The organism is Paenibacillus mesophilus, assembly GCF_005938385.1.
Lineage (GTDB): Bacteria > Bacillota > Bacilli > Paenibacillales > NBRC-103111 > Paenibacillus_AB > Paenibacillus_AB mesophilus.
In genome coordinates this window covers 231,014-244,791 of the sequence record NZ_VCRA01000012.1, presented here as the reverse complement: position 1 = coordinate 244,791, position 13,778 = coordinate 231,014, and the positions used below count along the sequence as shown (strand labels likewise).

Genomic DNA, 13,778 nt, shown 5'->3' with positions numbered 1-13,778 from the left:
CGGGGCGCGCGGGCCGGCGTTGCGGCCGCCGCGACCCTGCGGCGCGCCTCCGCGTCCGGCCGGCTCGCGGCGAATGGCGCGCGCCTGTGCGGCCGCGTCGGGCCCGTCAAGCGGCAGCACGCGGTCCGCGATCAGCTTGACGTCCTCATCCTGCTGCTGAAGCCGGGCTTTGACAAGCAGCGCGTTGCCCTTCTGCACGAACGGAGAAGCCTGCTTCCACACTTCGGGGAACAGGACGACCTCGACCTTCGCGATCCGGTTCTCCAGCTCGATAAAGCCCATCGGCAGCCCTTTCTTCGTCAAGATCGGCTTGCCCGACAGCACCATCCCGGCGACGACCACGTCCGCATTATCCGGATAATCAATCAGCTCGTGCAGCGGATCGGCCCCGATCTCCGTCATCAGCTCCTCGTGGATGTCGAGAGGATGGCCGGACAAGTACAAGCCCAGCAGCTCGCGTTCGAATTCCAGCTGCTGCATCGGCGTGTACGGCCTTACCTCAGGAATGTCGATCGTCCAGTTCGTCTCCTCCGTAAAGCCGAACAAATGAAGCTGCAAATCTTCCCGTTCCTTCTTCCACTTCTGCGCCGCTTCCACCGTTTCGTCGAGAATGGCTATGTTCTGCGCGCGGTGGCCGGGCAGCTCATCCAGCGCCCCGCCCTGGATGAGCGATTCGATCACCCGTTTGTTGCAGACGCGCATATCGACCCTCCGGCAAAAGTCGAGCAGGTTCGCATATGGCCGCTCCCCCCGCTCGCCGATAATCGATTCCATCGCATTCGTGCCGACGTTCTTGATCGCGGCCAGGCCGAACCGGATCGCCCCGTTCGCCGGTGTAAACTGGATTCCGCTGACGTTCACGTCCGGCGGCAGCACCTCGATGCCCATCTTACGGCACTCGTCCACATATTCGGCTACCTTGCGATGGCTGCCCATCACCGAGGCGAGCATCGACGCCATAAATGGCACCGGATAGTGCGCCTTCAAATAGGCGGTTTGGAATGCCAATACGCCGTAGGCGGTAGCATGGGCACGCGGAAATCCGTAATCGGCGAACCGGACGATCATGTCGTACACTTTGTCGGCATCGGCCTGTGAGTAACCTTGCTTCAAGCTCCCAGCCACGAAATGCGCCCGCTCCTCGTCCAGCACCTCGCGCTTCTTTTTGCTGACTGCGCGGCGCAGCAAATCCGCTTCGCCGAGACGGAAGCCCGCCATCTTCGAAGCGATCTGCATAATCTGCTCCTGATAGACGATAATGCCGTACGTATCGCCTAGGATCGGCTCCAAGTCCGGATGAGGGTATTCGACCTGGATAAGACCGTGCTTCGCATGAATGTATTTCGGTATGAACTCCATCGGCCCCGGGCGATACAACGCATTGACGGATATAATGTCCTCGAACGTCGAAGGCTTCAACTCTTTGAGGACGCGCTTCATTCCCGGCGATTCGAGCTGGAATATCCCGGTCGTATCGCCCCGGCTGAGCAGCTCGTACGTCTTCGGGTCCTCGTAAGACACGTTCTGGAAGTCGACCTCGACGTCCTGCTGCTCGCGAATCCACTTCAACGTCCGTTCGATGATCGACAAGTAGCGCAGGCCGAGAAAATCCATCTTCAGCAGCCCGATCGCTTCCAGATGCTCCATCGAATATTGCGTCAAAGCGACGCTGCCGGCGCCTTCCTGAAGCGGCACGTAATCGGTCAGCGGCTCCCGCGAGATGACAACGCCGGCCGCATGGGTCGAAGCGTGCCGGGGCATCCCCTCCACCTTCATCGCCATCTCGACGAGCCGGGCCGTCCCTTCGTGCTTCGCGCACAGCTCCTTCAGCTCGGGATTCAGCTGCAGCGCTTCTTCGATCGTAACGCCGAGCTGGTACGGGATCATCTTGGCGGCGCGGTCCACTTCGTGATAGGGCAAATTCATCACCCGCCCGACGTCGCGGATGGCCGCCTTCGCCGCCATCGTGCCGAACGTAATGATTTGCGCTACATGCTCCGTACCGTATTTATCGACGACGTAATCGATAACTTCGTCCCGCCGCTCGTCGCTGAAATCGATATCGATATCCGGCATCGTTACCCGCTCCGGATTCAGGAACCGTTCGAACAGCAGCCCGTACCGAATCGGGTCGACATCCGTAATGCGCAGCACGTAGGCGACGAGGCTTCCCGCCGAAGATCCCCGGCCCGGGCCGGTTACGATCCCTTTCCCATGGGCGAACCGGATAAAGTCCCAGACGATCAGGAAATAATCCGAGTACCCCATATTGCCGATCACATCGAGCTCATAACGAAGCCGGTCCCCAAGCTTCGCCCGATAGTCCGGATCGTTCCATTCCGGCTTGGCCGCATAACGCCGCTCCAGCCCTTCCTCGCACAGCTGCCGCAAATATTGCTCCGTCGTGAGCCCCTCCGGAATCGGCCGGTACTCCGGCAGAATCGATCTGCCGAATTCGAGCTCGAGCGAGCATTTCTCTGCGACTCGCACCGTATTGTCCAGCGCCTCCGGAACATGGGCGAACAAGCGCGCCATCTCCTGCGGGCTTTTCAAATACATTTGCTCGGTATGGAATTTCAGCCGGTCCGGATCGTCCAGCGTCTTGCCCGTTCCGATGCAGATCAGCACGTCCTGCATGACGTGGTCCTCGGCCTGCACGTAATGCACATCGTTCGTGGCGACGAGAGGTATCCCGGTATCACGGGCGAGCGCGATCATCGCCTGCATCACTTTTTTCTGCTCCAGCATGCCGTGATCCTGGATCTCGAGGTAGAAGTCGTCGCCGAACATGCCGCGGAACCTTAGTGCCGCAGCCTTCGCCTCCTCGTGCCGGTCGTACAGCAAGTGCTGCGAAATTTCACTGCCGAGGCAGGAGCTTAAACAAATCAGCCCCTCCGCATGGAGCGCCAGCTGCTCCAGGTCGGTACGCGGCTTATAGTGGAAGCCGTGCAGGTGCGCGTCCGAGCACAGCCGCATCAAATTACGGTAGCCCGTCGCGTTTTTGGCGAGCAGAATCAAATGATGGGTCGGCTGCTCCTGGCGGGTCGCCTTCGTCCGCATCGAGCCGGTCGTGACGTACATTTCGCAGCCGATGATCGGCTTGATACCGTTAGCCCGGCACGCCTTGTAGAACGGGATCGCCCCGTACATGACGCCGTGATCGGTGAGCGCCAGCGCGGACATGCCGAGCCGGGCGGCCTGACCGGCCAGCCTTTCGATTCGGGAAGCCCCGTCCAACAAACTATATTCGCTATGTACGTGCAGATGTACAAACCCGTTCAAGGCACGTCCCCCCTATCTGTTCGCCTCTTGTTCGCTTTTCTATATTGTAGCATATTCACCGGGGGGATTCCCATACATTAGTGATAGAAACATGAGGCCAAGCTTGCGGGCGGGACTTGGGTAATGGCGAAACCGGCAGGCGAAGCATCCGTACAAGGGGTTGAGTGAATGATGAAGGAATTTATGACCAATCTTGCGATCGATTTCTTCGTCGCCTTCGGCATCGTGCTCGGCGCCTGCCTGCTCGCCGGGATCGGTTCGGTAATGACGCTGCAGGCGCCCGCTTACAAGATGCTCGACATTGCAGGCCGCATCAAAATTTGGGCGATGGTAGCGGCAGTGGGAGGCACGATCGACCCGATCCGGGTGATCGAGACGAACTTTTTGGAAGGGCATTTGTCTCCCGCCTTCAAACAAATCATGTACTTCGTAAGCGCTTTTGCCGGAGCTCATATCGGCACCGTGCTGGTGAAGTGGATATGCCAAGGGAGCGTCGAATCTTGAGAGTCCCGCCGCCGGAGCCGTTCAAGCGGTGGCTGTCGGGAATCGGGCTTTTTTTGTCCGGGATGGTGATAGGCAGCGCCCTCTACATGAGCATCCATCAGACGAACTTCAGTCTGCTCGTGGAGCGCAACACCGTGCTGCAGGACGAGAACGACAACCTGAAGAAAGAAATCCAGAACTTGAACAAGTTCAAGAACAGCCAGTCGATCATCAAAAAAATAACGGTTCGCTACGAAAGCGGCTCGTCCTCACCGCTCGACCCGGTCATCGAGCAGGAGCTGAAGCAGCATGTGCTGAAGAAGCTGGAGCCGATCTACGAAGGCCAAAGTATGTCGCCGTTCGTATCCGGCTCCGAGCAAGGGCGCGCCGCGGAAATCCGCAAGCTGCAGGAAATCGTCTCCGACCAGTATACCGTCAAGGAGCACGTCTTCAAGGTGGAAGCGACCGGCGTCGCCGTCATCCAAACCGAATTGATTGTATTTATCAAGTCCAAGGCAACTTCGGTGGCCGATTCGTTCCGGTTCCGTTGATTTTTGCCGGTAAAACGGATACAGTATGAATGTTAAGAGCCCGGACCGATTGTTCCCGTGGAGGTTCCCCCGAAAGTACTTCCGTTTCGAAGACCTTCTTCACTTTCGGGGGATCTCTGGGGGGCTCCCCCAAAAGTACCCGGAATCTGCTTCGAAGGCCCGCTTCACTTTTGGGGGCTCTTTCTGAGGGGGCTCCCCCAAAAGTACCCGGAATCCGCTTCGAAGGCCTTCTTCACTTTTGGGGGTTCTTTCTGAGGGGGCTCCCCCGAAAGTATTCGGATTACACTTCGAAGGCCTTCTTCACTTTCGGGGGACTAGTAGAAAGGAGTTTCGTCATCATGCAGTGGCTTCATGGAGCCCTTCTTATCGTTTTCGCCTGTTCTTTATTCGGCTCTGTCCTGTTCAGCGTCCGTCACCGGAGGCAGCAATCGAGGAAAGCGCGGGGAATGGACGCCGCCAAAATGAACATTTGCATGGGCGCGATGCTCATCTCCATCTCGATCATCCAGCTGTTCCTATTTACCGGTTCGACGGTAAGGGTTATCGTCGGCGCCGTCATGCTGCTGCTAGGCTTGTTCAATTTGTTCGCGGGCATCCGCAATTACGGCTTGTACGACCGGATCAAGGAGTAGGCATAGCGCTCAATCGATCGCCTGAGCAGCGAGCATCGCTTTGCAAACCAGGTTCGCGCCATGGTATATTTCCACGTCGACCTTCCCGAATTTGCGGCTAAGCTCGATGACGCGCGGACGGATCTCGATTTGGCTTTCCAACTGAAGCGGACGCAAGAAGTAGGCGGTGAAGTTTTCAAGAACGAAATCGCCTTTTTTCTGTGTCTTCAAAGAACGGTACGCGCACTGCGTCATCAGAGTCGTCAAGACGCCTTCGGACACCGTACCGAGCCGGCCCGTCATCTGCGGGGTAATGACGCCCCGGTACGACAAATGCCCGCTGTCCTCCCGCACTTCCTCGAAGCCGACCACGATCAAATCTTCGAACGTTTCGCCGATTTGCGGCTGCTTCTGGATGACCTGCAGCGCCTTCAGCACGTCCTGGCGGCTGATCACGGACAGCAGCTTGCCTTTCGAATCGACGACCGGCAGCAGCTCGATCCCTTCCCATACCATCATATGCGCCGCCGAAGTGACCGACGTCTGCGGTACGGCCGTCAGCGGATTGCGCGTCATCAGCTTGTCCATCGTCTGTTCTTTCGGCGCGCCCAGCACGTCCTTGGAGGCGATCATGCCGATAACCCGGTTCCATTCGTCCACGACGGCATAGCGGCTGTGGCCGGTTTCCTCGACCAGCTTCTCCCAATCGGCGACCGTGCTGCTCCCCTTTAACGTGCGCGGCGGGAGCTCCGGCGACAAAATGTCTTCCACGAGCGTAATTTTTTTCTTGATCAGCCGGTCGTAAATGGCGCGGTTGATCAGCGAAGCAACGGTGAACGTATCGTAGCTCGTGGATATGATCGGCAGTCCGAGATCGTCCGCAAGCCGCTTCACGTCTTCATTCGTGTCGAAGCCGCCTGTAATGAGCACGGCCGAACCGTGCTCCAGCGCATACCGGTGCACCTGATACCGGTTGCCCACGATAAGCAGGTTGCCCGGTTCGATATAACGGGCCATCGCTTCGAGCTGCATCGCCCCGATGACGAACTTGTTCAGCGTCTTCTCCAATCCTTCGGCCCCGCCCAGCACTTGCCCGTCCACGATATTGACCACCTCGGAGAACGTAAGCTTGTCGATGTTCGTCCGCGCCTTCTTCTCCACGCGTACCGTGCCGATCCGCTCCCGGGTACTGACGAGCCCTTGATTCTCGGCCTCCTTGATCGCCCGGTAAGCCGTTCCGTCGCTCACGTCCATTTCCTTGGCGATTTTGCGCACCGAAATTTTGGTGCCGATTTGCAGCGACTCGATATATTTCAATATTTGCTCATGCTTCGTAACCGCTTCCTGCAGCAAATCATCCATTCTGTTATACCCCATCCCGACTAAACTGTACTCTTCTGTATTACTTATCTAGTATAATACCGCGAACCGTACGTGACAACCGATACAAGCTTTTCATCGTAAAACCAATGACTATATACCACACTTTTCGCTATTTGTAAATATAAATTCCGGTTTCTCAATTCAACTATTCTTTACCCATATTATCCTTTATTCTGGAAATACAATACAAATGGGATTTGAATTGGCAGGAGGATCAGGAACGTATGGAAAGCGCCGTGGTTGCACGCCAAAACTGGGAAATCGCGATCCAAACCGTCCTTCATCGATACAGCACGCAACTAGTGACGGCGACCCAGCCTAATAACGGGGATTTGATCAAACGGATGGCCGAGGAGGTTACGCGCAGGGCGATCCAGCTTCATTCGGTAACCGAGGGCACCATGAAGGAATTGGAGGACGACGAGAATGAGCTATAGATCCATTTCGCCTCAGCTGAAATCAAGCTGTTACAACTGCCGGCATTTCCAGGCTAGCAGCGACATGTTGAACGGCTTATGCTTCCAAAATTCGGCCGATCAAGGTGTGGCGGCCATCGGCATCGGAACATGCAACGAGTTTGCGATAAAAGGCGACAGCGGCGCGGCTTGGTCCAAAATATTTCCTCGCTCCGCGAGGGAAGACAGACGCAGCACGGTTGCCCGCTAATGTTGGCGAGGCAAACAAAATTACCACATTACAAACTCTATACAGACAAAAAAGGCCAGCTTCCGCTGTGCCCATGTAAAGTCACGCTCCGTTTAGACGGAGTTTTTTTTCATCTCATGTTATTTTGATGAAATTTTACTTTATAAGCTCAATGCCTTTTCGTTTCCGGCATTCTCAGCTTCGCGTTCAGCCACTGCTCCCGCCGCCGTCTGCCGAATTTGCGGACCCGTGCCATCTCTTTCTTCGTCTCCTCGTCCACTCCGAGTATGCGGTGCAGATGCGCGGCGACGACGAGCAGGGCGAATCCGATCCAGACGATGCCGAACACGGTCGGAAGCGTAAAGCCTTGACCGATCTCGATACGGGGGACGGCGTAAATGAGCATGCCGAGCGCCAAGCTCATGTAAGCGACGCTTTTCCATTCTTTCACGGCAATCTCTCCTCGACTTGTACTAATACTCATCGTATGAGACAAACTGTCGGGATATGACTGAGATCCCCCAAAAGTGAAGCGAGCCTTCGAAGCTTATTCCGAATACTTTCGGGGGAGCCCCCTCCAAAGAGTCCCCTTAAATGCTCCCCCAAATGATATAGATCAGTCCCGCGCGCTTAGCTGCCCTCTGTACAAATGCTCCACTTCGGCGGCAGTCAGCGCCTTTCCAGAAACCATGACATGTCTCATCATGCCCGTGAAGTAAGAAGTGCCCGCGGGGCTTCTCCCGATTGCATCCGGCTGCGTCGGGACGTATCGTTCGTAGAAGCTGCTCTCGAAATTGACGGTGCCCGAGGATGGCTGCTCGACTCCATCGACGAACAGCCGGATTTTTTTACCGGCAAAATCGAGTACGCCTACGATATGCCGCCATGTTCCGGAAGGCTGGTACGGAAAGTCCCATGATTTATAGGAATCTGTCGGAGTGCTTCTTCCGGCAACCCGAATGGAGTTGGACAAAACGACCAATTCATATCCTGCAGACGTCCCGTCGATCCTTGTCCCGAACAGCGTCCTCCCTCCGGAGTCGGGAAGCGCACGCTCATTGATCCATGCCGCAACGCTGATGGCCGGGGAACCGTTCAATTGGGCGCCCGCCTTGTAGCCGAGATCGACGTAGTCGATCGTGCCGTCAAACTTCAGCCCCGGCCCCTGCTCGCCCGCAACTTGCGACGCTCCCATGATTTTCCCGTCCATATCGAACACGGATGCGTTCGCCGCAGTCGTGCCGGGCGTGCCTGCAAACGTCCAGTATCCTTTCAAACCGTCGAACACAAGACCGTTGATTTCATTCGGCGTCAGAGCTCTTCCATACACCTTCAGCTCATCCAGCAAGCCGTCGAAAAATCCGTTCCCGGCCGGACTTCTGCCTATGGTATCCGAAACAGACGAAGTATTTGCCTTATACACTCCGCACGAAAACGATACATGGCTGTTATCCAGGGCAGTCTGCTCCACCCCGTCGAGGAAAAGCCGGATGGAGTCGTTCGCATAGTCCACGATGCCGGCCACATGATGCCATTCTCCGACAGCGGAATAAGCGAAATCCCGGTATTTGTAGTTTTCGTTCGCTTGGCTTCGCCCACCGACACGTATCCGGTCGCCAACCATATACATTTCCGCGCCGGCCTTATGATCCTTGATGTTCGTACCGAACAACCAGTTCGAGCTCACCCCCGAGGCCGGCAGCGTACGGTTGTTGATCCATCCCCCGATGGTGATCGCGGAAGCCCCGTCCAACGCCGAGCCCAATCGGTTGCCAAGCCCGACATACTGATCCGTACCGTTCAATGCCAGCGCGTTCCCCCTGTAGCCGTCGGTCCAATTGCCGCCCCCGTACACGGCGCCGTTCACCCCGAAGCCCGAGCTGTCATATACCGCATCGCCTACCGATTCGTCGAATTTCCAGTTTCCTTTGGGCAAGTCGATATAATCCCGGAAATGTTCCAGCCTGTGAAACGTAATCCGGTTGCTGTTGTGATAGGAATCCGCACCTTCATAAGCAGTACGGACGACATAGATAAGATCGTTTCCGTCCAGCTGCCAGTCGACATACTGGAACCCGACCTTCGCGATCGAGCTCTGCACGGATAAACCGGAATCGTCGGTTATCAACGTCCGGACGAATTCCCATTGCTGCAAATCCTTTGACGCATATAAGGAAAGCACATTTCTTTGATCCGGTTTGGACGGATACGTGTTATTGTTAACCAGCGTCAAGTAGCGTCTGCTCGCCTCGTCGTAGCGAATCGTAAATTTGTCCATTCCACCGGGAAAATCGATAAATCCCGTATTCGGATCGAAGCTGACGGTCTCGTTGTCGCCCGATAGCTTGACGATCGCCGCCTTGCCGACCGTAGGGGCGGAATTGAATCGCAGAATGTTCCAGATTTCCCCATTCGGGGCCGTGACCGCATTGCCTTCCAGCCAGCCGGGCTTGGCGCTTTTCCAGGATGCCGGCGTCCAAACCGGGTTGTAGGCCAGCTCATTGGACTTGCTCCAGCTCGCAGCATCCAGCAAATCCGCATCTTCCGGCGCGGACAGGACGAACGCCTTGAAATGGGTCGGCCAATCATAAGGGGGACCGCTCGCCTCGAACGCCCGGTATATGCGTCCGTTCGCACGGACTACCGGAGTAGGCGCGGTATGATAGCCATACGTCCCGTTCGTTCCGTTGGCCGTGAACAGCAGCCCGTTGGCCGCATTTGACGGCGTCGTCCACGTCATTCCCCCATCCGTGCTTTTGCGTATGACGATCGAGGCGAACGGCTTGCCCGAGGAGCCGAGCAAATAAACGGCACCGTCATGGGCGAACAGATTGCCCCAGTACATCGGATCGAGCTGGGCGGCAACAGCCCATGTAGCGCCGTTGTCTTCCGAACGGTAGACGGTCGTTTTCCGGTTCGGATCGCTCGCGCCGAAATAGTCGTGGGAAGCGAGCAGCGTCGTTTCATCGACCCGCACCAAGCTGGGCGACCCGAGAAACTGTCCGCTTGACGCGTCGCTGAAGGCGATTTGCGAGACGAGCTGGCGCGAATAGGCCGGATCGTAAGCTTGCGCTGCGGTCCCGCTGCTCCCGTTATCGCAAGCAGACAATGAAGACCACGCTGTTTGTTCCCGGAAAGCGATTACAATAGTAATCAATATAACAATCATGGCGACGGCAGTCTTCTTCTTGATCCAATATTGCTTCATCATCATCTTCCCCCGCATTGTATCCGTATTTTTTCAGGCTCATTCCCGCATCCCTGTACAGCGGGCCGTTCCGGAGCTATGCGCGCTATCGTTCCGGGCCCGACTGTATACAAGGGGATTTTGATAACCCATGCCGGTGCTATTTTTTGTTTTCCGCGATCATTTTTGTAATTTCCTCGTCCATTTCGCGAAGGGCGGTATTGAGATCCTTCGTCCCGGTCAGAATGTCTTTGTTGTACTTGTTCATAATCGTCCGGGCTTTGCTGTCATACGGAGTGGGAATGTGGGATTTGGCAGGCGTCGTTTTGTAGATCGCCTTCAAATTTTTCCCTTGCAGGAAGGCAACGTTTTTGCCGTATTCGTCCCGTACCTTCTGGTCTTTCAGAAGAGGAACTTTGCCGTTTCGCGCCATGTTGAGCTGGTTCTCCTCGGACAGCAGCACCTCTACCACCTTGTAGGCCGCGTCCTTCTTCTCGCTGATCGAGGTGACGACGATGCCGTGCCCGTCGAATTCGTGTCCCGTATTCGGAGCCTCTTTCAGGCTGGGGAAAGCAACCATATCCCAGTTGAGCTTATCCGCCACCTTGGAGATGGACGGCAGTATATTCAAACCGGCCAGCATGGCGAGATTTCCTTTCGTAAATTCGCCGAAGTTGTTCGGATTCGAAAACTTTTCCTTATATCCGGGTATTTCGTAAATCATTTTGTACATCTGGAAAATTTGCTTCCACTTGTCGTCCGTTACATTTGATTTTTGCGATTTGGCGTCGACGATGGCAAGACCGATCGCAGAGGCGGTACGGAACGGAAGGTCGGGATCAAGGCCGCGGTATACGTTGCCGTCAATCGTTCGGGTCATTTTGCGGGCCAGTTCGATCGTTTCGTCCCAGCTCATGCCGTCCTTCGGGTAGGCGACTCCGAATTTGTCGAACAGATCCTTGTTGTAATAAAGCGCATTGAAGTGGCCGGTGAACGGGACCGCCGACAAATATTGGCCCCCGCTCGCAATTTTGAACGAATCGAGCGCCACCGGCTCCAATCGGCTCAGATCGATATTGTGCTTTTTGAGCATCGGCTCCATATTGTCGGCCAGCTTGGTCGCGATTACGTCGTCGAACAGCAGATTGGCCTCGAAGAGCAGGTCGAATTTCTCGCCTTTCGATAGCAGCAGCTCGTAGCGGTCGACGGAATATTTTTGACGAATCAGCTCAAGCGTAATATTCGGATATTTCTTTTTTAGCGGCTCCACCATATACAGTTGAAATTCCTCGTCCGTCACCAGTCCGGTATCGACGATTTTTAGCGTCACCGGCTTGGTCGCATCGAAGCCGTCAGACTTCGTATCGGCTATCGTCTTGCTTCCTTCGCCCGTCCCGCTTGTGTTGCCCCCGCCGGTGCTGCCGCATCCAACCACGGAAGCCGTAAAGATTGTGGTTAGTGTCAACAGCATCCACTTTTTAAGCATGAAAACTCCCCCTCGATCATAAGTTCGTTCTTGACTGAAACCGCCTTCATCAAATCCCTATAGTAAAACCGACTTTATAACCCCATCGTTGTCAACATACACCTTGTACGTTTTCGTTCCGTCCGGCGTCGACATGACGACCCCGTCCGATACATGAACGTTCGTCCAGCGTTTGGCCGATCCTCCGAGGCTGCCGCCTTTATCCGACTTCGGATTAACCGCTCCCGAGAAATCGGCGTCTCCGGCCGCAGAAATTGTCAATTTGGCGTCGTTCTTGACCCGCAGCTCGTAGCCGTCGTTGCTGTCGGTAATAAAGGAACCGTTAATGTCCAGCAAATTGCCGTGCAGCTCGATATTGCCTCCTGGCGTGATCGACATCGCCGTCTGGCCGTTCGCATTTTGCAGCTTGATGCGCTGGTCTTTGGGGCCGCGAATGATGAAATCCCGTTCGTCCGTAAGCGGAAACGTTTCGAAGCTGTCGAACACGTAGCGCGGCGCGAAGAAGCCCGTATCCGTGTAGCGAACGCCCGACATCCGTTTGAATTTCGGCGCTTTGTCCACCGATACGTGAAATTCGGTAGCCCAAAACTGCACGTTCTCCGTATGGCCGCAAGGATATGCCCCTCTCGCTCCGGATGAATTCCGGTATGGCGCGGCAATCATTCTGCCGCCGCCGAGCGTGCCGTCATATCTTCCCATGGACTCGAAATAGCATCCGATAAATTGAATGTCGTTCGCGTCATGAAGATGAAGCAAAATATCTTCAAGCCCGAGAACGGAGCAGCTAATAAACTTCAGCCCGCGCAGGTCGCCGCTTGCTTCGATGTTTTTGGAGACGCCGAGACCGAGACCGTTGTGCGTCGCCCCTCTTTTGGAGGCATGCTCCAGCCCGGCAATATAGCAGTTCACATACGTCGTCCCGGCAAAGCCCGTGCTGAACGGGGAAAGTCTCAGTCCGTCTCCGACGTTCCCGACAAGGTCCGGATTGGCGGCAATGCCGTGCAGCGTAAGCTTGTCTCCCGACACGCTCGTAGAGGTGTAGTTGACGTACGTTCCGGCGAGCCTCACCGTACCCGCCGATGGAACCGGGCAGCTGCTCCACCACGGAATCTCGATCGAGTAGTTGCCGGCCGTGCCTCCGAAAGCGGTAATCCGGTACGTATCCCCCCCTCGCACGCAAACGCCGGTCATCCCCTGGAACAAGCAATCATAGAACCGGTTTCTCTCCGAACCCGCTTTCTTGTACTCGTTCCCGAGCGAGCCCACGGTCTGCAGCTTGGCCGCTATCCGCCAATAGCCGACGATCTGCACATTATGCAGCATAATGTCCTGCGCATTGTCCAGAAACACGCCGACATCCCATTCGTCACCGAGCGCAAGCGTATTCGTGTCGTTGTAGCCGCTTATCCCGTTGAAATTCGGCACGATGCGCAAATTTCGGACAGCCGCATATTCGCAGCCTTTCGGGAAATAAATCCCGACCGAAAACTTGCGTGTCGTCGCAGGGGAGCTTGCCGTCGCATCCGCATTGCGGAAATTGGTCAGCTTATATTGGGAATCGGCATGATTCGGGAGCGGCTCCGGATTGTCCAACACGCCTCCGGATGGGAGCATATCGGTCGCGTAGGCGATCTCGTTCGTTTTCTCCCCGTTGCCGCAGAAGCGAAGCTCCGTCGGCGCCGGCTGTTTCATCCTGCCGGTGAAGAAGGGGTCCCAAGCGCTCACCCCTACGCCTTCAAGCGTTACGGCCGTTTTCATGCGCAGCGTGCCGGTTACCTTATAAACCCCCGGCGGGAGAAAGACGACACCTCCGCCCTCACCCGCACAAGCGTCGATCGCTGCCTGGATCATCGCCGTGTCGTCGCTCGTCCCGTCGCCGGCAGCACCGTAATCTTTGACGTTAACCAGGCCATATGTCGCTTGCTGAACCGAGTAGGTCGACTGCTGTACGGTTGTCGGAGAGGAAGCGCTTGCCTGCCATATTCCTCCCGCTGCGGCTGTAATTCCGGCTGCTCCCATCGAGGCGAGCAGTTCTCTCCTGCTGAACATTTTGAATGCGCCCTTGCGCTCCGGCTGGGCCGGCTGCTGTTCGTTGTTGGTCTCGGTCATCTGCCATCAACTCCTCAACAGATTCGAATCGAATCGCCTTC

At 56.1% G+C, this 13,778-nt stretch carries 11 protein-coding genes; 5 read left to right on the top strand and 6 right to left on the bottom strand.

Annotated elements, in window-relative coordinates; all coding sequences use genetic code 11:
- Positions 1–3,282: DNA polymerase III subunit alpha (locus FE783_RS21960; protein WP_138881532.1), on the bottom strand; the 3,282-nt coding region annotated here is incomplete at its 3' end.
- A gap of 171 nt (positions 3,283–3,453) precedes the next feature.
- Between FE783_RS21960 and FE783_RS21955 the strand changes: the two genes are divergently transcribed.
- The 3 genes from FE783_RS21955 (at position 3,454) to FE783_RS21945 (ending at position 4,948) form a co-directional block, all read left to right on the top strand.
- Positions 3,454–3,786, top strand: coding sequence for a YtrH family sporulation protein (locus tag FE783_RS21955; protein WP_138881546.1), 333 nt, complete (start codon positions 3,454–3,456; stop codon positions 3,784–3,786).
- A complete protein-coding gene (locus tag FE783_RS21950; RefSeq protein WP_138881531.1) occupies positions 3,783–4,316 on the top strand; it encodes a hypothetical protein in 534 nt (177 codons plus the stop codon). Before FE783_RS21955 ends, FE783_RS21950 begins: the two co-directional genes overlap by 4 nt.
- Positions 4,317–4,654: 338 nt before the next feature.
- Positions 4,655–4,948: a YtpI family protein gene (locus FE783_RS21945; RefSeq protein ID WP_138881530.1), complete on the top strand. Its 294-nt coding sequence runs from the start codon at positions 4,655–4,657 to the stop codon at positions 4,946–4,948.
- A gap of 9 nt (positions 4,949–4,957) precedes the next feature.
- Here FE783_RS21945 and FE783_RS21940 read toward each other — a convergent pair whose 3' ends face one another.
- Positions 4,958–6,289 (bottom strand): DRTGG domain-containing protein, encoded by a 1,332-nt coding sequence (locus tag FE783_RS21940; RefSeq protein ID WP_138881529.1) that lies wholly within the window; start codon positions 6,287–6,289, stop codon positions 4,958–4,960.
- A 245-nt stretch (positions 6,290–6,534) separates the two neighbouring features.
- Here FE783_RS21940 and FE783_RS21935 point away from each other — a divergent pair, with 245 nt between their 5' ends.
- Positions 6,535–6,747, top strand: a complete 213-nt coding sequence (locus FE783_RS21935; RefSeq protein ID WP_138881528.1) for a hypothetical protein — start codon at positions 6,535–6,537, stop codon at positions 6,745–6,747.
- Entirely contained in the window at positions 6,737–6,976 is a 240-nt protein-coding gene (locus FE783_RS21930) for a hypothetical protein (protein ID WP_138881527.1), read from the top strand. The genes FE783_RS21935 and FE783_RS21930 overlap by 11 nt, the downstream gene beginning before the upstream one ends.
- A gap of 148 nt (positions 6,977–7,124) precedes the next feature.
- Here FE783_RS21930 and FE783_RS21925 read toward each other — a convergent pair whose 3' ends face one another.
- The 4 genes from FE783_RS21925 to FE783_RS21910 form a co-directional block, all read right to left on the bottom strand.
- Entirely contained in the window at positions 7,125–7,406 is a 282-nt protein-coding gene (locus FE783_RS21925) for a hypothetical protein (protein WP_138881526.1), read from the bottom strand.
- 165 nt (positions 7,407–7,571) lie between these two features.
- The gene (locus FE783_RS21920) at positions 7,572–10,163 is read right to left on the bottom strand and encodes a sialidase family protein (RefSeq protein WP_138881525.1); all 2,592 of its coding nucleotides are present in this window, start codon (positions 10,161–10,163) and stop codon (positions 7,572–7,574) included.
- Between the two features lie 139 nt (positions 10,164–10,302).
- Positions 10,303–11,628, bottom strand: coding sequence for an ABC transporter substrate-binding protein (locus FE783_RS21915; protein WP_138881524.1), 1,326 nt, complete (start codon positions 11,626–11,628; stop codon positions 10,303–10,305).
- Positions 11,629–11,685: 57 nt separating this feature from the next.
- Positions 11,686–13,737, bottom strand: coding sequence for a glycosyl hydrolase family 28-related protein (locus tag FE783_RS21910; protein WP_202916233.1), 2,052 nt, complete (start codon positions 13,735–13,737; stop codon positions 11,686–11,688).
- Between the last annotated feature and the right edge of the window lie 41 nt (positions 13,738–13,778).